The organism is Streptomyces sp. NPDC050504 (genome assembly GCF_044458065.1).
Classification (GTDB): Bacteria; Actinomycetota; Actinomycetes; order Streptomycetales; family Streptomycetaceae; genus Streptomyces.
Genome location: NZ_JBITHO010000004.1, coordinates 400,405 through 418,319 on the forward strand (window position 1 = coordinate 400,405; position 17,915 = coordinate 418,319).

Genomic DNA, 17,915 nt, shown 5'->3' on the forward strand with positions numbered 1-17,915 from the left:
GGGGTGGGCGGGGGGGCCCCGTCCGCGGTGCGGCGGCGCCCGCGCCCCCCCCCCCCGGGCGGGCGCCCCCGGGGGGGGCCGCCGCGGGGGGCCCCCCCGCCCCCCCCCCCCGCCCCGCGAGGGAAGCCGTTACGCCGCGACGAGGGGCGCGGCCGCCTCCGCCGGCGCCAGCGCGATCTCCAGCACCTGCCGGACGTCCGTCACGGGGTGCACCTCCAGCTTCTCCAGCACCTCGGCGGGGACGTCGTCCAGATCGGCCTCGTTCCGCTTGGGGATGATCACGGTGGTGACGCCCGCCCGGTGCGCGGCCAGCAGCTTCTGCTTGACGCCGCCGATCGGCAGGACCCGCCCGGTCAGCGAGACCTCGCCGGTCATCGCCACGTCGGTGCGCACGAGCCGCCCCGACAGCAGCGAGGCGAGCGCCGTGGTGAGCGTGATGCCCGCGCTCGGCCCGTCCTTGGGCACCGCGCCCGCCGGGAAGTGGACGTGCACGCCCCGGTCCTTGAGGTCGGTGACCGGCAATTCCAGCTCGGCGCCGTGCGAGCGCAGGAAGCTCAGCGCGATCTGCGCGGACTCCTTCATCACGTCGCCGAGCTGACCGGTGAGGGTCAGTCCTGACGCGCCCGTCTCCGGGTCGGCCAGCGATGCCTCCACGAAGAGGACGTCGCCGCCCGCGCCGGTCACCGCGAGCCCGGTGGCCACGCCGGGCACCGCCGTGCGCCGCTCGGCCGGGTCCTGGGCGGACTCCGGGACGTGGTGCGGCCGCCCGATCAGGTCGCGCAGCTCCGCGTCCGTGACGGTGAAGGGCAGCTCGCGGTCGCCCAGCTCGTGCTGGGCCGCGACCTTGCGCAGCAGCCGGGTGACGGCGCGCTCCAGGTTCCGTACGCCCGCCTCGCGGGTGTACTCGCCGGCCAGCTTGCGCAGCGCCGAGTCGTCGACGGTCACCTCGCCGGGCTCCAGGCCCGCGCGCTCCAGCTGCCTGGGCAGCAGGTGGTCACGGGCGATGACGACCTTCTCGTCCTCGGTGTAGCCGTCGAGGCGGACCAGCTCCATGCGGTCGAGCAGGGCCTCGGGGATGGCCTCCAGGACGTTGGCGGTGGCCAGGAAGACGACGTCGGAGAGGTCGAGCTCGACCTCCAGGTAGTGGTCGCGGAAGGTGTGGTTCTGCGCCGGGTCGAGGACTTCGAGCAGGGCCGCTGCCGGGTCGCCGCGGAAGTCGGAGCCGACCTTGTCGATCTCGTCGAGCAGGACGACGGGGTTCATGGACCCGGCCTCCTTGATCGCCCGTACGATCCGGCCCGGCAGCGCGCCCACGTAGGTGCGGCGGTGCCCGCGGATCTCCGCCTCGTCGCGCACGCCGCCGAGCGCGACGCGCACGAACTCGCGGCCCATCGCGTGCGCCACCGACTCGCCGAGCGAGGTCTTGCCGACGCCGGGCGGGCCGACCAGTGCCAGTACGGCGCCGCCGCGCCGCCCGCCGACCACCCCGAGCCCCCGGTCGGCGCGCCGCTTGCGCACCGCGAGGTACTCGGTGATCCGTTCCTTCACGTCCTCCAGGCCCGCGTGCTCGGCGTCGAGGACGGTCTTGGCGCCCTTGATGTCGTAGACGTCGTCGGTGGTCTCGTTCCAGGGGAGTTCGAGGACGGTGTCGAGCCAGGTCCTGATCCAGCCGCCCTCCGGGGACTGGTCGCTGGCGCGCTCCAGCTTGTCGACCTCCTTGAGCGCGGCCTCGCGGACCTTCTCGGGCAGGTCGGCCGCCTCGACGCGGGCCCGGTAGTCGTCGGACTCCTCGCCCTCGGCCTCGCCGTTGATCTCGCGCAGTTCCTTGCGCACGGCGTCGAGCTGGCGGCGCAGCAGGAACTCGCGCTGCTGCTTGTCGACGCCCTCCTGGACGTCCTTGGCGATGGTCTCGGCGACGTCCTGCTCGGCGAGGTGTTCGCGCAGCTGGGCGGTGGCGAGCTTGAGGCGGGCGACCGGGTCGGCGGTCTCCAGGAGCTCGACCTTCTGGGCGGTGGTGAGGAACGGGGAGTAGCCGGAGTTGTCGGCGAGGGCCGAGACGCCCTCGATCTGCTGGACGCGGTCCACGACCTGCCAGGCGCCGCGCTTCTTGAGCCAGCTGGTGGCCAGCGCCTTGTACTCCGTGACCAGCTCGGCGACGGCGCCGGGCAGCGGGTCGGGGACGGTCTCCTCGACGGCGGTCCCCTCGACCCAGAGGGCGGCGCCAGGACCGGTCGTACCGGCTCCGATGCGGACGCGGCCCAGGCCCCGGATGAGCGCGCCGGGGTCGCCGTCGGAGAGTCGTCCCACCTGCTCGACGAGGCCGAGGACGCCGGTGCCCGCGTACGTTCCGTCGACGCGCGGCACGAGCAGCACCTTCGGCTTCCCGCCGGTGCCGCTGGAGCGCGCGGCGGCCTGGGCGGCCTCCACCGCGGCGCGCACCTCGGCGTCGGACAGGTCGAGCGGCACCACCATTCCGGGCAGCACGACCTCGTCGTCGAGCGGCAGCACGGGCAGGGTGAGCGGTGTGGACGTCGTTGCCATGATCTCCCCTTGGGCAGTGAAGTTGAGCTGTACCGACTCAATGCACCTGAGCCCGTGATTGTTCCCCGACCTCTGTTCGCTCTCAGCGATCACGAATCGGCCCGTACGGCGGTCCATTGCGGCCGTCCTCGCCCGATGTAATACTCACTAGCGATACAGGACCATTACAGGGGGAGTTCAGATGACGTCCGCCGACCGTTTGTTCGCCGACAGCTCCGACGCCGTCCGCGCCTGGGTCGAGGGGTGGATCGTGTCGCGGGGCGCGGCCGAGCCGCTGGAGCAGCCCTGGGGGCTGACCGTCGACGTCGGGCTCGTCCGGCACGCGACGCGGCACGTCCTGACGCACGCCGACGAGGAGACCGTGCGCAAGCTCGCGGAGGCGTACGCGGCGCCCGCCGTCTCGCTCAAGGTGTTCCTGGAGCCGGAGGCCGTACTGCCCCTGCTCTCCCCCGAGTGGGTGTCGGACGGGCCCGGCTGGCTGATGGTCACCGACCTGCGGCCCGAGGCGGCCGAGCCGCCCGCCGGGTACCACGTGCGCACCTGGGAGCGCGGCGGCGTCGTCCGACTCCTGGTCACCTCGGCCGACGGCGGCTTCGCGGCGCGCGGCCAGATCGCGCCGACCGGCGCGACCGCCGTCGCCGACCAGATCGAGACGTCCCCCGCGCACCGCCGCAAGGGGCTCGGCTCCTTCGTGATGCGCACGCTCCAGACCGCCGCGGCCGAGCGGGGCGCGCGCGTCGGGGTGCTCGGCGCGACGACCGACGGCAAGGGGCTGTACGAGTCGCTGGGCTGGAGGATTCGGCTTCCACTGGTAGGTGTCACCTACACGCCGACCACCGGGGAAGTTGGCAGCTAACGGTCACCCACGATCACTGCGAGCGATCTCCGGCACAGCATGGAGAGGTCCAATTCCCCTATCGGCAAAGGGACTTATCCATGCGTGTTGCTTTCTTCGCCAAGGCCGCCGCGACCGCCGCGGTGGCCGCCGCCACGCTGACCATCGGCGCCCCGGCGCACGCCGCGCAGCAGGCGGCGCTGACCGAGGTCGCGTGTTCCACGGACGCCAACCAGATGCAGTTCACCAAGTTCATGGGCTTCAGCCGCTGTTTCCTGGGCACCGGCGACCTGGACGTGCAGCCCACGTTCAACACCGAGGCGACCTGGTTCGACTCGGGCAACCACTCGGGCTGGTTCAAGTACGGGAACAAGGTCCAGAACTTCTCGAAGTTCCAGCACCTGGAGGGCAAGTTCTACCCGCTGAGCCACATCCACGTGGACAACTGATCCCGTGACCCCGGCGGGCTCCCCTCAGCGGTAGCCCGCCAGGCCGTCCCGCAGCTCGCCCTCGTCGCCGTCCCGCACGGCGGCGAGGGCCTGCTGGAGCGCGAAGGTGCCCCGGACGACGCGGATCCGCTCCCACTGGTCCGCCGCTGCGGGGATGCGGGAGAGCAGTGCGTCCCCGTAACTGGCGCCGACCGCCGCCAGGTCCTCCGCCTGGTCGCCCAGCGCGGCCCCGTCCCAGTCGACCACCCCGACGAGCCGGGGAGCGCCGCCCTCCTGCCGCGCCCAGAGCACGTTCTCGCCGCCGAGGTCCCCGTGGACCACCGCCGACGCGCGGTACGGCAGCCCGTCCAGCGCGGCCAGCTCCCGCTCGGCGCGCTCGCGCCCGGCGTGCGACATCAGCGCGTACAGCTCGCCCCGCACGCCCGCCGCGAAGTCCCGCCAGCCGTCGCGCGGCGCGGGTTCGAGCCCCGCGACGACCGCGCCCCTCGGGTCCGCCGCGTCCGCCCGGCCCGCCGCGTCCGCCGGGACCGGGCCGTCCGCCGCGCCCCGCAGCTCCGCGAAGAGCGCGGCGTACTGCTCTGCCACGGCCTCCTCGGCCGCCGGGTCCCGCAGTTCCTCCGGCGCGAGCGGGCTGCCGGGCACCCTGCTGAGCAGCAGGTGCCCCGCCCCTTCGGCCAGCACCTCGGGCGTCCGCACGCCGAGCCCGAGCGCGGCGACGGCCCGCAGCCGCGCCGCGCACGCCGGGAGCCGGTCGGCAGCGGCGGCGTGCCGCGCGAACCGCACGACGCTCTCGGCGCCGAGCACGACGTCGTGGAACTGCCCGCGATGGACGGTGAGCGCGCCGAAATCTTCACCGGGCAGCAGGGTGTCAAGCAGGTGCCGATGCCGTTCAATGACGTCCATGGCTCTGGACGCTACGGGCCTGGAGGGCGGGAGTCATGCGAGTTACCGGTGGCGCGAGGGTCGCGGGCCTGGTGCTCGCGGCGCTGCTCACGGCGGGGTGCGGCGGGGCCGACGGAAACGACGGGAACGACGGCCACGACGGGCAGACCGTGAAGCCCTCGGCGTCCCGGGGCGGCCAGGGGTCTCCTTCCGCCCCCGCGCCGCCCGCCTCGCGCGGGCCGCTCGTGGAGGTGACCGTCACGGGCGGGTTCGCCGGGATCCACCGGGTGCTCGAAGTGCGCGGCGACGGCTCGTACACCGAGCGCCGGTCGGGCGAGCAGGACCGGACGGGCCGGATGTCCCCGGCCGGGCTGGCGGAGCTGCGCACGGCGCTGGCCGGGGCGGACTTCGCACGGCTGCCCAGGCGGGCGACGCACAATCCGGTACGGGACGGCTTCTCGTACGAGATCGAGTACGGCGGCCGGAAGGTGACGACCTACGACGAGGTCGACTCGGCCGCGCTGCGCGCGGTGATCGGGGCGCTGCCGCGCACGGGGACGTGAGCACGGGCGGAGGCGTGGGCACGGGCGGGAACGTGGGCGCACTGGCGGACGGGCGCGGCGCCGGTCGCGGCGTCGCGGTCCGTGCGGGCACGTGACCACCGGCGGACCAGCGGCCAGCAGGCGATGCCCGACAGCAGGGCCATCGGGTGGCCCCAGGAGGCGAGCGGGTCGACGAGCGCGACGAGGTCCTGGCCCAGGACGAGCGCGACGACCGCGAGCACGGCGGTGCGCGGCCGGCGGCCCAGCAGTCCGGTGAGCGCGCCGAGGCTCGCGAGCAGGCCGAAGCTGATGCCGTAGTCGAGGCGGTGCAGGGAGCTGGCCGGGAGGTGGCCGGTGAGTACGGAGATCCCGACCGGGACCTCAGTGGCGAGGGTCGCGGCGACGTGCCCCAGCAGGAAGACCCCGGCTGTCCGCAGGCCGCCGATGCGGCGCTCCAGGGCGGTGAGCACGAAGACGAACGCGAGCCCGTACGCACTGGCGAGCCCGCCCGCGACCCAGAGCGCGCTCGCCAGGAGGACCAGGCTCGGCGTCTCGGCGAGGTGCGCGGCGTCGGTGCTGGAGGCGCGGAGGAGGGCGGAGACGGTGTCCGGGTCGCCGTACTCGGTGAAGAGGGAGGTGGCGATCAGGACGAGGAGGTAGGTGAAGGTGAAGGGGGTGCCGGTGGGGGTGGGCAGGGCGCGGCGGGCCCCGCGGAGCCGGGTCCAGGCCCGGGTTCGGGGGCGCGCGGGGGTGGAGGCGAGGGGGCTGGCCGCGCCCGTCCGCTGCCGGGGGACGGCGGCGAGGAGGGGCGGCGCGCTGCCCCGGGGGGCGTCGGTGTCCGTGTCGCCCGCGTCGTTCGGTCCGTGCACTGTGCGAGGCCCCTTTCGTACCGCCCAGCCCCCGACCCACTTCAGCATGCTCACCCTCTGTCACGAGAGGCGCCCCCGTCTATGACCCGCGTCACACGAGGCAACCCGCCGCACGGCGGAAACGTCCGGGCGCCGCCACGGGGGCGCCGAAAGATCGCGCGGTTCCCCGGGACCACGCCGTGCGCGAGGATGGACGGCCACAACTCCCCTGCGTACACGGAGAGGTGCCCATGCCCGAGTCAGCCCCCGACGACCGCCCCGTCACCCTCGACCGCCGCGACGGCCCGCACGGCGAGGTCGCCCTCCGTCGCCACGGCGACCACCTGGAGATCATCGCCAACGGCACGTTCCTGATGGACACCTCGGACGGCCGCTCCGAGCGCCTGCTCGTCGACGCGGCCCAGGCGTCCCTCCCGGAGGACCGCCTCCCCGCGACCGTCCTCATCGGCGGCCTGGGCGTCGGATTCTCGCTGGCCCACGCGGCCGGGGCGACGGCGGCGTCGGCGTCGGCGTCGGCGTCGGGGGGCGTACCTGACGGCACCCCCGCCTGGTCCCGCATCACCGTCGTGGAGCGGGAACAGGCCATCATCGACTGGCACCACGCGGGCCCCCTCGCCCGCATCTCGGGCGGCGCACTCGCCGACCCCCGCACGGTGATCCTGCACACGGACCTGGTCGACCACCTCCGTACGACCACGGACCGCTACGACGCGCTGTGCCTGGACATCGACAACGGTCCCGACTGGACCGTCACCGAGGACAACGACGACCTCTACTCCCCCGCCGGGCTCGCCGCCTGCAAGGAGCGGCTGAACCCCCGCGGAGTGCTCGCGGTGTGGTCGGCGCGGCCCTCCCCCGCGTTCGACGAAGCGTTGCGGAATGCCGGATTCACCGGGGTTACGACCGAAGAGGTGCGGGTTGCCCGAGGCGCGCCTGACGTCGTCCACCTCGCCGTTCGCCCTGCGTAGCCGCGACGCCGCAACTGCCTCTACTCTGCTGGACGGCACACGAGATCACACGATCCGGAAGAGCACTTCCAGGGGCGGGGCGATGGAGCAGACACACACCACCCACAACGGCGCGGCGCCGGCTCCGGCCAACAGTGCCCAGCGCCGCGTGCTGGTCGTCGAGGACGACGCCACGATCGTCGACGCCATCTCGGCCCGCCTGCGCGCCGAGGGCTTCCTCGTCCAGACCGCGCAGGACGGCCCCGCGGCCGTGGACGCGGCCGAGGCGTGGCAGCCGGACCTGATGGTCCTGGACATCATGCTGCCGGGCTTCGACGGCCTGGAGGTCTGCCGTCGCGTGCAGGCCCAGCGCCCGGTCCCGGTCCTGATGCTGACCGCGCGCGACGACGAGACCGACATGCTGGTGGGCCTCGGGGTCGGCGCCGACGACTACATGACCAAGCCGTTCTCGATGCGCGAGCTGGCCGCGCGGGTGCACGTGCTGCTGCGCCGCGTCGAGCGGGCCGCGCTGGCCGCCGTGACGCCGCGCAGCGGCATCCTGCGGCTCGGCGAGCTGGAGATCGACCACGCGCAGCGCAGGGTCCGCGTCAAGGGCGAGGACGTGCACCTCACCCCCACCGAGTTCGACCTGCTGGTCTGCCTGGCGAACACGCCGCGCGCGGTGCTCTCCCGCGAGCAGCTGCTCGCCGAGGTGTGGGACTGGGCGGACGCCTCGGGCACCCGCACGGTGGACAGCCACATCAAGGCGCTGCGCCGGAAGATCGGCGCCGAGCGGATCCGCACGGTGCACGGCGTGGGGTACGCGCTGGAGACCCCGGCCCCGTGACGGGCGGCGGGACGGACTCCGCGGGAGCGCCCCGCGCGCCCGCCGGGCGGCAGTGGTCCCGGCCCGCCGCCGGGGCCCGGCTCGGGGCCGCCCGGCTCCGCGCCCGGCTGGGCGGGGTCACGATCTCCGTCAAGACCAAGCTGGGCGCGCTGGTCACCGTCTCGGTCCTGATCACCTCGGGGCTGGCCCTGGTCGCCATGAGGACCGGCGCCGAGCTGCGGTACATCACGATCTTCGCGATGATCACCGCCCTGCTGGTGACGCAGTTCGTGGCGCACTCGCTGACCGACCAGCTGGACGAGATGAACGCGGTCGCCAGGTCCGTCTCGCACGGCGACTACACGCGCCGGGTGCGCGGCACCGACCGGCGCGACGAGCTGGGCGACCTGGCCGCCACCATCAACCGCCTCGCGGACGACCTGGAGGCCGTCGACCAGCACCGCAAGGAGCTGGTCGCCAACGTCTCGCACGAGCTGCGCACCCCCATCGCGGCGCTGCGCGCGGTCCTGGAGAACGTGGTGGACGGGGTCTCCGAGGCCGACCCCGAGACGATGCGCACGGCCCTGAAGCAGACCGAGCGCCTGGGGCGGCTGGTCGAGACGCTGCTGGACCTCTCGCGCCTCGACAACGGCGTCGTCCCGCTGAAGGCGCGCCGCTTCGAGGTCTGGCCGTACCTCTCGGGGGTCCTGAAGGAGGCGAACCTCGCGGCGGGCCGCCGGGGCACCTCCTCGGGCTCGGGCAACCACACCCGCACCGACGTCCACCTGCACCTGGACGTCTCGCCGCCCGAGCTGACGGCCTACGCGGACGCGGAGCGGCTGCACCAGGTGATGGCCAACCTGATCGACAACGCGGTCAAGCACTCCCCGCCGCACGGCCGGGTCACCGTCCACGCCCGCAGGGGCGCGGGGCCCGAGTCGCTGGACCTCGAAGTGGTCGACGAGGGTCCCGGCATCCCGGAGCCCGAGCGGCACAAGGTCTTCCAGCGGTTCAACCGGGGCGGCGTCCCGGCCGCGCACGGGCCGGGCAGCGACGGCGGCACGGGGCTGGGCCTGGCGATCGCCCGCTGGGCCGTCGAGTTGCACGGCGGTCGGATCGGCGTGGCCGAATCTTCACGTGGCTGCCACATCCGTGTCACTCTTCCGGGAGCATCACAGCCACGAGATTGACGTCACTCTTGACGTAGGCTTCGAACCGGAGCCGCGCGTTCTGCGTGGACGTGGTGAGGGGTGCAGGCCAGGGGGCCGCAGCCGCGGTGTGTCGTACCCGCTCGGATGCGGGACCACACTTGTTTCCCGCCATTTCCTGCGCCGAAACCCGCCTTCCGATGTGACTTGCGCGACGATGACCCGCCCGGTCTGCACCTCTCGGCCCAGGGGGCGTAGCCTTTATTTCCGCTGTCCATCACCTTGCGAAGCGGAAGAGGGCGGTTGCCGCCGTGTCGTCTCAGTCCCCCAGTAACTCAAGCATCTCGACCGATCAAACCGGGCAGGGAAAGAACCCTGCCGCCGCATTCGGGCCGAATGAGTGGCTCGTAGACGAGATCTACCAGCAGTACCTCCAGGACCCGAATTCGGTCGACCGTGCCTGGTGGGACTTCTTCGCCGACTACAAGCCGGGGGCCGCGCAGACCACCGCGCCCGAGGCTCCCCCGGCGCAGCAGCCCGCTCCGGCCGCACCGGCACCGGCGCCCGCGCAGACCACCGCCGCCCCGGCCGCCGCCGCTCCGGCCGCGCCCGCGGCCCAGGCCGCACCGGCTCCCGCCGCGCCCGCGCCCGCCAAGGCAGCCGCCGCTCCCGCACAGCCCGCTCCCGCCCCTGCTCCCGCAAAGGCCACCACCCCCGTGAACACCCCCGCAGCCCCTGCGACCGAGGCTCCGGCAGGCCCCGAGTACGTGACGCTGCGCGGCCCCTCCGCGGCCGTCGCCAAGAACATGAACGCCTCCATCGAGGTCCCCACGGCCACGTCCGTGCGTGCCGTCCCGGTGAAGCTGCTGTTCGACAACCGCATCGTCATCAACAACCACCTCAAGCGCGCCCGCGGCGGGAAGATCTCCTTCACGCACCTCATCGGGTACGCGATGGTGCAGGCCATCAAGGCCATGCCGTCGATGAACCACTCCTTCACGGAGAAGGACGGCAAGCCGACCCTGGTCAAGCCGGAGCACATCAACTTCGGCCTGGCGATCGACCTGGTGAAGCCCAACGGCGACCGCCAGCTGGTCGTCGCGGGCATCAAGAAGGCCGAGACGCTCAACTTCTTCGAGTTCTGGCAGGCGTACGAGGACATCGTCCGCCGCGCCCGCAACAACAAGCTGACGATGGACGACTTCACGGGCGTCACCGTCTCGCTGACCAACCCGGGCGGCCTGGGCACCGTGCACTCCGTGCCGCGTCTGATGCCCGGCCAGTCGGTCATCATGGGCGTCGGCTCGATGGACTACCCGGCGGAGTTCCAGGGCACCTCGCAGGACACCCTGAACAAGCTCGGCATCTCCAAGGTCATGACGCTGACCTCGACGTACGACCACCGCGTCATCCAGGGCGCCGCCTCCGGCGAGTTCCTGCGGATCGTCGCCAACCTGCTGCTCGGCGAGAGCGGCTTCTACGACGAGATCTTCGAGGCGCTGCGCATCCCCTACGAGCCGGTCCGCTGGCTCAAGGACATCGACGCCAGCCACGACGACGACGTCACGAAGGCCGCCCGCGTCTTCGAGCTGATCCACTCCTACCGGGTGCGCGGCCACGTCATGGCCGACACCGACCCGCTGGAGTACAAGCAGCGCAAGCACCCCGACCTGGACATCACCGAGCACGGCCTCACCCTGTGGGACCTGGAGCGGGAGTTCGCGGTCGGCGGCTTCGCCGGCAAGTCGATGATGAAGCTCCGCGACATCCTCGGCGTCCTGCGCGACTCGTACTGCCGCACCACCGGCATCGAGTTCATGCACATCCAGGACCCGAAGCAGCGCAAGTGGCTCCAGGACCGCGTCGAGCGCCCGCACTCCAAGCCGGAGCGCGAGGAGCAGCTGCGCATCCTGCGCCGCCTGAACGCCGCCGAGGCGTTCGAGACGTTCCTCCAGACGAAGTACGTCGGGCAGAAGCGGTTCTCCCTGGAGGGCGGCGAGTCCGTCATCCCGCTGCTCGACGCCGTCATCGACTCGGCCGCCGAGGCGCGCCTGGACGAGGTCGTCATCGGCATGGCCCACCGCGGCCGCCTGAACGTGCTGGCGAACATCGTCGGCAAGTCGTACGCGCAGATCTTCCGCGAGTTCGAGGGCAACCTGGACCCGCGCTCGATGCACGGCTCCGGCGACGTGAAGTACCACCTGGGCGCCGAGGGCACCTTCACCGGCCTGGACGGCGAGCAGATCAAGGTCTCGCTGGTCGCCAACCCCTCGCACCTGGAGGCGGTCGACCCGGTCCTGGAGGGCGTCGCCCGCGCCAAGCAGGACGTCATCAACAAGGGCGGCACGGACTTCACCGTCCTGCCGCTGGCGCTGCACGGCGACGCGGCCTTCGCGGGCCAGGGCGTCGTCGCCGAGACGCTCAACATGTCGCAGCTGCGCGGCTACCGCACCGGCGGCACCGTGCACGTGGTCATCAACAACCAGGTCGGCTTCACCGCCGCGCCGGAGTCCTCGCGCTCCTCGATGTACGCCACCGACGTGGCGCGCATGATCGAGGCGCCGATCATCCACGTGAACGGCGACGACCCGGAGGCCGTGGTACGCGTGGCCCGCCTGGCCTTCGAGTTCCGCCAGACGTTCAACAAGGACGTCGTGATCGACCTCATCTGCTACCGCCGCCGCGGTCACAACGAGGGCGACAACCCGGAGTTCACCAACCCGCAGATGTACACGCTGATCGACAAGAAGCGCTCGGTGCGCAAGCTGTACACCGAGTCGCTGATCGGCCGCGGCGACATCACGCTGGAAGAGGCGGAGCAGGCGCTCCAGGACTTCCAGGGCCAGCTGGAGAAGGTCTTCACCGAGGTCCGCGAGGCCACCTCGGCCCCGGCCCAGCCGCTCGTCCCCGACGCGCAGGCCGAGTTCCCGGTCGCCGTGACCACCGCGGTCTCCCAGGAGGTCGTGAAGCGGATCGCCGAGTCGCAGGTCAGCATCCCGGAGCGGATCACCGTCCACCCGCGCCTGATGCCGCAGATGCAGCGCCGCGCCGCCTCCGTGGAGACCGGCACGATCGACTGGGGCATGGGCGAGACCCTCGCCATCGGCTCGCTGCTGATGGAGGGCACCCCGGTCCGCCTGGCGGGCCAGGACTCCCGCCGCGGCACCTTCGGCCAGCGCCACGCGGTGCTGGTGGACCAGAAGACCGGCGAGGACTACACGCCGCTCCTCTACCTCACCGAGGACCAGGCCCGCTACAACGTCTACGACTCGCTGCTCTCGGAGTACGCGGCGATGGGCTTCGAGTACGGCTACTCGCTGGCCCGCCCCGAGTCGCTGGTGATCTGGGAGGCCCAGTTCGGTGACTTCGTCAACGGCGCGCAGACCGTCGTCGACGAGTTCATCTCCTCGGCCGAGCAGAAGTGGGGCCAGACGTCCGGCGTCACCCTGCTGCTCCCGCACGGCTACGAGGGCCAGGGCCCGGACCACTCGTCCGCCCGCCCCGAGCGCTTCCTCCAGATGTGCGCGCAGAACAACATGACGGTCGCGATGCCGACGCTCCCGTCGAACTACTTCCACCTCCTGCGGTGGCAGGTGCACAACCCGCACCACAAGCCGCTGGTCGTCTTCACCCCGAAGTCGATGCTCCGCAACAAGGCGGCGGCGTCGAAGGCGGAGGAGTTCACCACGGGCGGCTTCCGCCCGGTCATCGGCGACACCCACGTGGACCCGGCCGCGGTCCGCAAGGTCGTCTTCTGCGCGGGCAAGGTCTACTACGACCTGGAGGCGGAGCGCGTGAAGCGCGGCGCCGACGACACCGCGATCATCCGCATCGAGCGCCTGTACCCGCTGCCGGGTGCGGAGCTCCAGGCGGAGATCGCGAAGTACCCGAACGCCGAGAAGTACCTGTGGGCCCAGGAGGAGCCGGCGAACCAGGGCGCGTGGCCGTTCATCGCGCTGAACCTGATCGACCACCTGGACCTGGCCGTCGGCGCGGACATCCCGCACGGCGAGCGCCTGCGCCGCATCTCGCGCCCGCACGGCTCGTCCCCGGCGGTCGGCTCGGCCAAGCGCCACCAGGCGGAGCAGCAGCAGCTGGTGAACGAGGTGTTCGAGGCGTAGTTCCCGTAGGGAGCCGCATGCCGAAGGGCCCCGTCCCCGCGATTCGTTCGCGTGGGCGGGGCCCTTCGGCATGCCGCCTCAGACCGGCTGGGGTTCGAAGTCCCAGTAGGGGCGGGCCCTGCGGCGCATGCTGAGGGTGTGCGGGTTCTGGTCGCCCAGGGTCTCCGCGAGCAGCCGCACCACCTCCTGCTCCAGCTCGGCCGCCTCCTTGGTGCGGCGCAGCGCCCGGAGGTCGGCCGCTTGTGCGGAGCGGCTGGAGAGCGTCAGCGGGTGGAGCGCGCCCAGGACACGGGCGGCCGTCGCGGCGGTCTCCCTGCTCAGCTCGGCGGCGCCCTCGTAGTCGTCGGACAGCGCCCTGGCCCCGGAGGTGTTGAGTGCGCAGCCCAGCGTCCAGGGATGGTCGTCGCCGACGGCCGCCGCCATCCGGACCAGGGCGCGCTCCGACATGTCGAGCGCCGTCTCGTGCTCGCCGAACTCCGCGGTCACCATGGCCAGGTTGCTGAGCGTGCCGGCCGCGAAGGGGTGGCCGTCGCCGAGCAGGGAGCCGTACTCGTCGGTTGCGGTGGTGGCGAGGTCGCGGGCCCTGGCGGGGTCGCCGTGCGCGCGGAGCAGCGTCGCGTAGTCGGCCAGGACGGAGAGCGTGTCGGGGTGCCGGGGGCCGTGGACCTGGGAGGTCCTGCTGAACACCGTACGCATCAGGGCCTCGGCGGTCGCGAAGTCGCCCGACCTCCGCATGCACAGGGCCAGGTTCTGTTCGGCGCGCAGGGTCTGCGGGTGGTGCCTGTCCATGATCTGCCGGTGCAGTTTGACGTTCTGCTCCTGGCGGGACATGGCCTGCGGGTAGTTGCCGAGCAGCCGCAGCAGGGTGGCGCAGAAGATGCCGCTGTTGAGGGTGAAGGGGTGGCGCAGTTTGAAGACCCGTTCGCAGGAGGCGAGGACCTTCAGCTCCGCCGTCAGTGCCTCGTCGTAGTTGCCGAGGAGGGTGAGGGCCTGGTTGAGGTTGTGGCGGGCGCCGAGCGAGCGGGGGGCCTCGGGGCCGAGCAGCCGTTCGTAGGTCTCGCAGACCTGGTGGAACAGGTCCTTCGCCTCGCCGTACGCGGCGATCGCCATCAGGCTGCCGCCGAGGCCGTTCTTGGCCCGCAGCAGGTCGCTGTTGTCGGCCGTGTGTTCGCTGAGCTGGGCGACGGACCGGCGGCCCATGGCCTCCGCCTCGCGGAACCGGCCGACCCTGCGGAGCAGGATCGAGTAGAGGTAGTCCAGGAGCCGGAGGTTGCGGTCCGTCCCCGGCAGTCGCTGCGGCCAGCGTGCCAGGGCCTTCTCGCACATCTGGAGACCGGCGGAGTACTCGCCGCGCTCGCGCAGGTAGTTGATGCAGTCGATGACCAGGCCCAGGACGTCCGGGTCGGTGCTGTCGAAGGCCCCGGCGTGTTCGAGGTGCGGGATGATCTGGGCGTACCTGGCCCAGAGCCTGGTGTCGCTGGTGGTGCGCGGAGAGCCGCTGACCAGTACTCGGCAGGCGGCCTTCGACGCGGCCTCGCGATCGGATTCGAGCATCTCGTCGCGCAGGAACGTGTGGTAGAGGTGGTGCATCTGCACGCTCTCCACGTTCTGGTCGCTGCCCGCGCTGGCCTGGTAGTCCATGCGCATCACCGCGGTCGCCTCGTGCAGTCTGCGCAGGCTGGTGTGCCAGCCGATCGGGTCGGCGGCGAGCGCGGCGAGGTGGGGCGGGAGGTCTCCGGGGCGGGCGGACTGGATGAGTCCGACCGGGATGGCGTCCGGGGAGAAGAAGCCGAAGACCTTGAGGAGTTCGGCCGCGTCGGGGTGCTTCTCGCGGAGCATGTTCTGGGTGAGCGACCAACTGGTCCACACGCTCTTGCGGTAGTCGTCGTCGGCGATGCTGATGCCGAACTGGTTGGGCCGCCCCGAGCGGATGCGCTCGATGTACGGTTCGACCGGCATCGTCTCGTTGATGGCGAGCCAGGCGGCGGTCTGGTTGAGCAGCAGCGGCAGGTCCTGCACGGCCTCGGCGAGCGCGTCCGCCTCTTCGGGTGTCAGCCTCGGGGCCCGGCGGCGGGCGAAGGCGACGCTCTCGCGCCGCTCGAACGGCTGGATCTCGATCTCCTCGGTGCGGCTGGAAGCCGCCCAGTCCCGGGTGAGGGTGGTGATGAGGACGTGTCCGGGGCCGTCGGGGACGAGGTCCTCGATGCCCTCGACGCTGTCGGCCCCGTCGAAGATCAGCAGCCAGTTGCGGTGCGGCCGTCCGGTGCGCAGGGTCTCCTGCACGGCGCGGATGCGGTCGCCGGTCTCGCGGCCCGCCGGGAGCTCCATCCGTACGGCGAGGTCGGCGAGTTGCTCGCGGGCGGTACCGGGGAAGCCCGCGTTGACCTGCCAGACGATGTCGTACTCGTTGCGGAAGCGGTAGGCGTACTCGCGGGCGATCTGGGTCTTGCCGACGCCGGAGATGCCGCGCAGGACGCAGCGCCCGCCCTCGCCCGTGCCCCGGGTGAAGACGTCGTGGATCCGGTCGAGGGTGTCGTTGCGCCCGGTGAAGCGTTCGTTGCGCGGGGGAACGTTCCACTGCACCTGGTCGTCGTTGGGGAAGCGGGGGCCGTTCTCGTCCTGAGCGAGCGGGAGCACCCGGTCGATGCCCAGGCGCCGGAGCAGTCTGCGGCGCGCCTCGCGGGCGTCGAGGCTGATCAGGTCGACGGGCTTGAGCACGCTGGCCGTCGTCGGCAGGGCGCTGGTGGCGATGTTCACGGCGGCGAAGCGGTCCGCGGCGGCCGGGACGACGGCGCGCAGCGCCTCGTTCCACTCGGCCGAATGCCTGGGTCCCAGGCCGAAGTACCAGTCGTCGAGCACCAACAGCACCCGGCCGTCCGCTTCGAGCAGGCCGCTGAGCGCCTCGCTGAGCGGGGTCTCGATGGCGGGGTCCCAGCGCAGCATGGACGTGCTCATCCCGTGCTGTTCCAGCAGGTGAGAGATCCAGGCCGCCCAGGGCCTGCTGGATCCCGCGTGGCTGATGGTGACGTGCTCTCCATGACCGGTGTGGTCGCCGAGCTCTTCGGTCATAGACCGTCTCCCTGTTCTCCGGGCGAGGTGCGCGCGATACGGAATGGGGCCGTTCGGCACGGTAGTTCATCCGTTTCGGAAGGGACCGCCGAACTGGCCAGGCATTAGGGCGATGCGGTGATCGCGGTCTCCAACCGCGCCGCTATGTGCCGTATGAGGCGGACCATGTCGGCGCAGTAGACGGTCGGGTTCCGGAAGCCGCTGTGCGCGAGGTAGCGGTGGGCGTAGTTCCCGCCGCCGCACACCGCGGCCACCGGGCAGGCGAGGCAGCCGGGCGCCAGGGCGGCGGTGCCGAGCTGGCGGGCCACCATGCCGGGGTGCTCCAGGGCCTCGTCGAACGCGTGGTGGTGCACGTCGAGGCCGGTCTCCGGCGCGTGCTGGTAGGCCGTCTTGAGCGAGTCGACCTGCTCGATGGCCCCGTCGGTGTCGACGACGGCGGTCGCGGCCGGGGACAGCCCGACGGACTCGGTCCTGCTGGGCATGCCGAGCAGGAGCGCGATGATCTCGCCGAACAGCCGGATGCGGGTGGCGGGCCTGTCGCGCCACTGCCACCACTGGTCGAAGGCGGCGCGGAGCCAGTCGGCGTACGGGGTGGGCCTGGCGTGCGGCAGCGGCAGGCCCCTGGGGTCCTGGGCGGCGACGCCGGGCGGCGGCACGGTCCAGTTGGCGTGCGGCAGGAGCAGGTCGAGCGAGGGCGCCCGCAGCGCGTTGAGCGAACGGAGCACGTCGGCGGGGTCGTTGCGCACGTCGACGGTGCACAGGATGCCCGCGTACGTCCCGGGGAACTCGCGCAGCAGCCGCGCGGCGCGCACGGCGGCGGGCCAGGCCGGGCGGCCCGCGTGGTCGACCCTGCTGCGGTTGTGCGCGGCGGTGCCGCCGTCGAGGCTCAGTCCGACGCGGACGTCCGCGGCGGCCAGGTCGGTGAGGACCGCGCGCGTCAGCAGGGTGCCGTTGGTCTGCACGCCGAAGGTGACGGCGCAGTCGGCGGGCAGCGCGGCCCTGACCTCGCGGGCGTACCGCAGCAGCGGCTCCGCTCCGGCGAGCAGCGGCTCACCGCCGTGCAGGTCGATCCGGACGGCGGGCAGGGCGTGCGCGCGGACGTGCTCGCCGATCCGGTGGGCGGCGGCGCGCATGGTGGCGTCGGGCACGCGCGGCGGCCTGTCGCGCCAGGTGGAGTCGGCGCCCTCGTAGATGTAGCAGTAGGAACAGGCCAGGTTGCAGCGGCTGTTGACCTTCAGTACGAACTGGTGGAACGGAACGGCCCGTACCCGGGATCTGCGCAGCTGCGGTACGTCCAGCTCCTCCAGCGGCCAGGGCGCGAGGGCACGCGATGCCGCGACCGCGCCGTCCTCAAGCCTCATCCCCGTTCCCCCTGTCCGTTCGTCCGTTCCCCTGTCCGGGGAACGGACGGTCACCCGCCCCGCCTCACGGACTGTCGTCGTACATCGCCACGGTGTCGGACTCCTCGCGCGGGTCCTCCAGCAACCCCTGGAGCACCGCGTCGAGCACCGGATGCCCGCCGCGGGCGCGAAGTTCGGCCAGGTCCACTCCGGAGAAGTCGGGCAGCGCCTCGCCGGGCGTGCTCACGGCCGGCGTCTGCACATCCGCCTCCTCGCTCCGTGGATTCTGCGGATTCCGTGGATTCCGTGGATCCCGGCGTCGCCCCGGCCGCCCTGACCGCCGGAT

The 17,915-nt window shown here is 72.4% G+C and carries 13 protein-coding genes; 7 read left to right on the forward strand and 6 right to left on the reverse strand.

Translation table 11 applies throughout. From position 1 onward, the window contains the following. Positions 1-129 precede the first annotated feature (129 nt). Positions 130-2,541, reverse strand: a complete 2,412-nt coding sequence (lon, locus tag ACIBNE_RS17070; protein ID WP_399272199.1) for an endopeptidase La — start codon at positions 2,539-2,541, stop codon at positions 130-132. 181 nt (positions 2,542-2,722) lie between these two features. On the opposite strand from lon, the gene ACIBNE_RS17075 reads away from it, so the two are divergent. Beyond that, positions 2,723-3,397 carry a GNAT family N-acetyltransferase gene (locus ACIBNE_RS17075; protein ID WP_399272201.1) on the forward strand — a complete coding sequence of 225 codons (675 nt, stop codon included), beginning with the start codon at positions 2,723-2,725 and terminating at the stop codon, positions 3,395-3,397. 80 nt (positions 3,398-3,477) lie between these two features. Continuing rightward, positions 3,478-3,825 (forward strand): hypothetical protein, encoded by a 348-nt coding sequence (locus ACIBNE_RS17080; protein ID WP_399272203.1) that lies wholly within the window; start codon positions 3,478-3,480, stop codon positions 3,823-3,825. Between the two features lie 24 nt (positions 3,826-3,849). Here the strand turns inward: ACIBNE_RS17080 and ACIBNE_RS17085 are convergent, their stop codons facing one another. After that, the gene (locus ACIBNE_RS17085) at positions 3,850-4,728 is read right to left on the reverse strand and encodes a phosphotransferase family protein (protein WP_399272205.1); all 879 of its coding nucleotides are present in this window, start codon (positions 4,726-4,728) and stop codon (positions 3,850-3,852) included. A gap of 35 nt (positions 4,729-4,763) precedes the next feature. On the opposite strand from ACIBNE_RS17085, the gene ACIBNE_RS17090 reads away from it, so the two are divergent. Next, positions 4,764-5,270, forward strand: coding sequence for a hypothetical protein (locus tag ACIBNE_RS17090; protein ID WP_399272207.1), 507 nt, complete (start codon positions 4,764-4,766; stop codon positions 5,268-5,270). Here ACIBNE_RS17090 and ACIBNE_RS17095 read toward each other — a convergent pair. Beyond that, entirely contained in the window at positions 5,204-6,118 is a 915-nt protein-coding gene (locus ACIBNE_RS17095) for a rhomboid-like protein (RefSeq protein WP_399272208.1), read from the reverse strand. The genes ACIBNE_RS17090 and ACIBNE_RS17095 overlap by 67 nt on opposite strands. Positions 6,119-6,348: 230 nt before the next feature. Between ACIBNE_RS17095 and ACIBNE_RS17100 the strand changes: the two genes are divergently transcribed. The 4 genes from ACIBNE_RS17100 (at position 6,349) to ACIBNE_RS17115 (ending at position 13,160) form a co-directional block, all read left to right on the forward strand. Beyond that, complete coding sequence (locus tag ACIBNE_RS17100; RefSeq protein ID WP_399272210.1) at positions 6,349-7,086, forward strand: spermidine synthase; 738 nt, start codon at positions 6,349-6,351, stop codon at positions 7,084-7,086. An 82-nt stretch (positions 7,087-7,168) separates the two neighbouring features. Continuing rightward, on the forward strand, positions 7,169-7,912 hold the full coding sequence (locus ACIBNE_RS17105; protein WP_399272211.1) for a response regulator transcription factor: 744 nt from the start codon (positions 7,169-7,171) through the stop codon (positions 7,910-7,912). Between the two features lie 107 nt (positions 7,913-8,019). Continuing rightward, entirely contained in the window at positions 8,020-9,081 is a 1,062-nt protein-coding gene (locus tag ACIBNE_RS17110) for an ATP-binding protein (protein WP_399272952.1), read from the forward strand. 269 nt (positions 9,082-9,350) lie between these two features. Then, complete coding sequence (locus tag ACIBNE_RS17115) at positions 9,351-13,160, forward strand: multifunctional oxoglutarate decarboxylase/oxoglutarate dehydrogenase thiamine pyrophosphate-binding subunit/dihydrolipoyllysine-residue succinyltransferase subunit (protein WP_399272213.1); 3,810 nt, start codon at positions 9,351-9,353, stop codon at positions 13,158-13,160. A 78-nt stretch (positions 13,161-13,238) separates the two neighbouring features. On the opposite strand, the gene fxsT is transcribed toward ACIBNE_RS17115, so the two are convergent. The 3 genes from fxsT to ACIBNE_RS17130 all read right to left on the reverse strand — a co-directional run bounded on the left by fxsT (position 13,239) and on the right by ACIBNE_RS17130 (position 17,831). After that, on the reverse strand, positions 13,239-16,229 hold the full coding sequence (fxsT, locus tag ACIBNE_RS17120) for an FxSxx-COOH system tetratricopeptide repeat protein (protein ID WP_399272215.1): 2,991 nt from the start codon (positions 16,227-16,229) through the stop codon (positions 13,239-13,241). A 104-nt stretch (positions 16,230-16,333) separates the two neighbouring features. Continuing rightward, positions 16,334-17,590 (reverse strand): FxsB family cyclophane-forming radical SAM/SPASM peptide maturase, encoded by a 1,257-nt coding sequence (locus tag ACIBNE_RS17125; protein ID WP_399272217.1) that lies wholly within the window; start codon positions 17,588-17,590, stop codon positions 16,334-16,336. A gap of 64 nt (positions 17,591-17,654) precedes the next feature. Continuing rightward, a complete protein-coding gene (locus ACIBNE_RS17130; RefSeq protein ID WP_399272218.1) occupies positions 17,655-17,831 on the reverse strand; it encodes a YxD-tail cyclophane-containing RiPP peptide in 177 nt (58 codons plus the stop codon). Positions 17,832-17,915 lie beyond the last annotated feature (84 nt).

Bases quoted from the DNA above. Each gene is read 5' to 3' on its own strand.
- lon (WP_399272199.1), bottom strand. From the start codon at position 2,541: ATGGCAACGACGTCCACACCGCTCACCCTGCCCGTGCTGCCGCTCGAC.
- ACIBNE_RS17075 (WP_399272201.1), top strand. From the start codon at position 2,723: ATGACGTCCGCCGACCGTTTGTTCGCCGACAGCTCCGACGCCGTCCGC.
- ACIBNE_RS17080 (WP_399272203.1), top strand. From the start codon at position 3,478: ATGCGTGTTGCTTTCTTCGCCAAGGCCGCCGCGACCGCCGCGGTGGCC.
- ACIBNE_RS17085 (WP_399272205.1), bottom strand. From the start codon at position 4,728: ATGGACGTCATTGAACGGCATCGGCACCTGCTTGACACCCTGCTGCCC.
- ACIBNE_RS17090 (WP_399272207.1), top strand. From the start codon at position 4,764: ATGCGAGTTACCGGTGGCGCGAGGGTCGCGGGCCTGGTGCTCGCGGCG.
- ACIBNE_RS17100 (WP_399272210.1), top strand. From the start codon at position 6,349: ATGCCCGAGTCAGCCCCCGACGACCGCCCCGTCACCCTCGACCGCCGC.
- ACIBNE_RS17105 (WP_399272211.1), top strand. From the start codon at position 7,169: ATGGAGCAGACACACACCACCCACAACGGCGCGGCGCCGGCTCCGGCC.
- fxsT (WP_399272215.1), bottom strand. From the start codon at position 16,229: ATGACCGAAGAGCTCGGCGACCACACCGGTCATGGAGAGCACGTCACC.
- ACIBNE_RS17125 (WP_399272217.1), bottom strand. From the start codon at position 17,590: ATGAGGCTTGAGGACGGCGCGGTCGCGGCATCGCGTGCCCTCGCGCCC.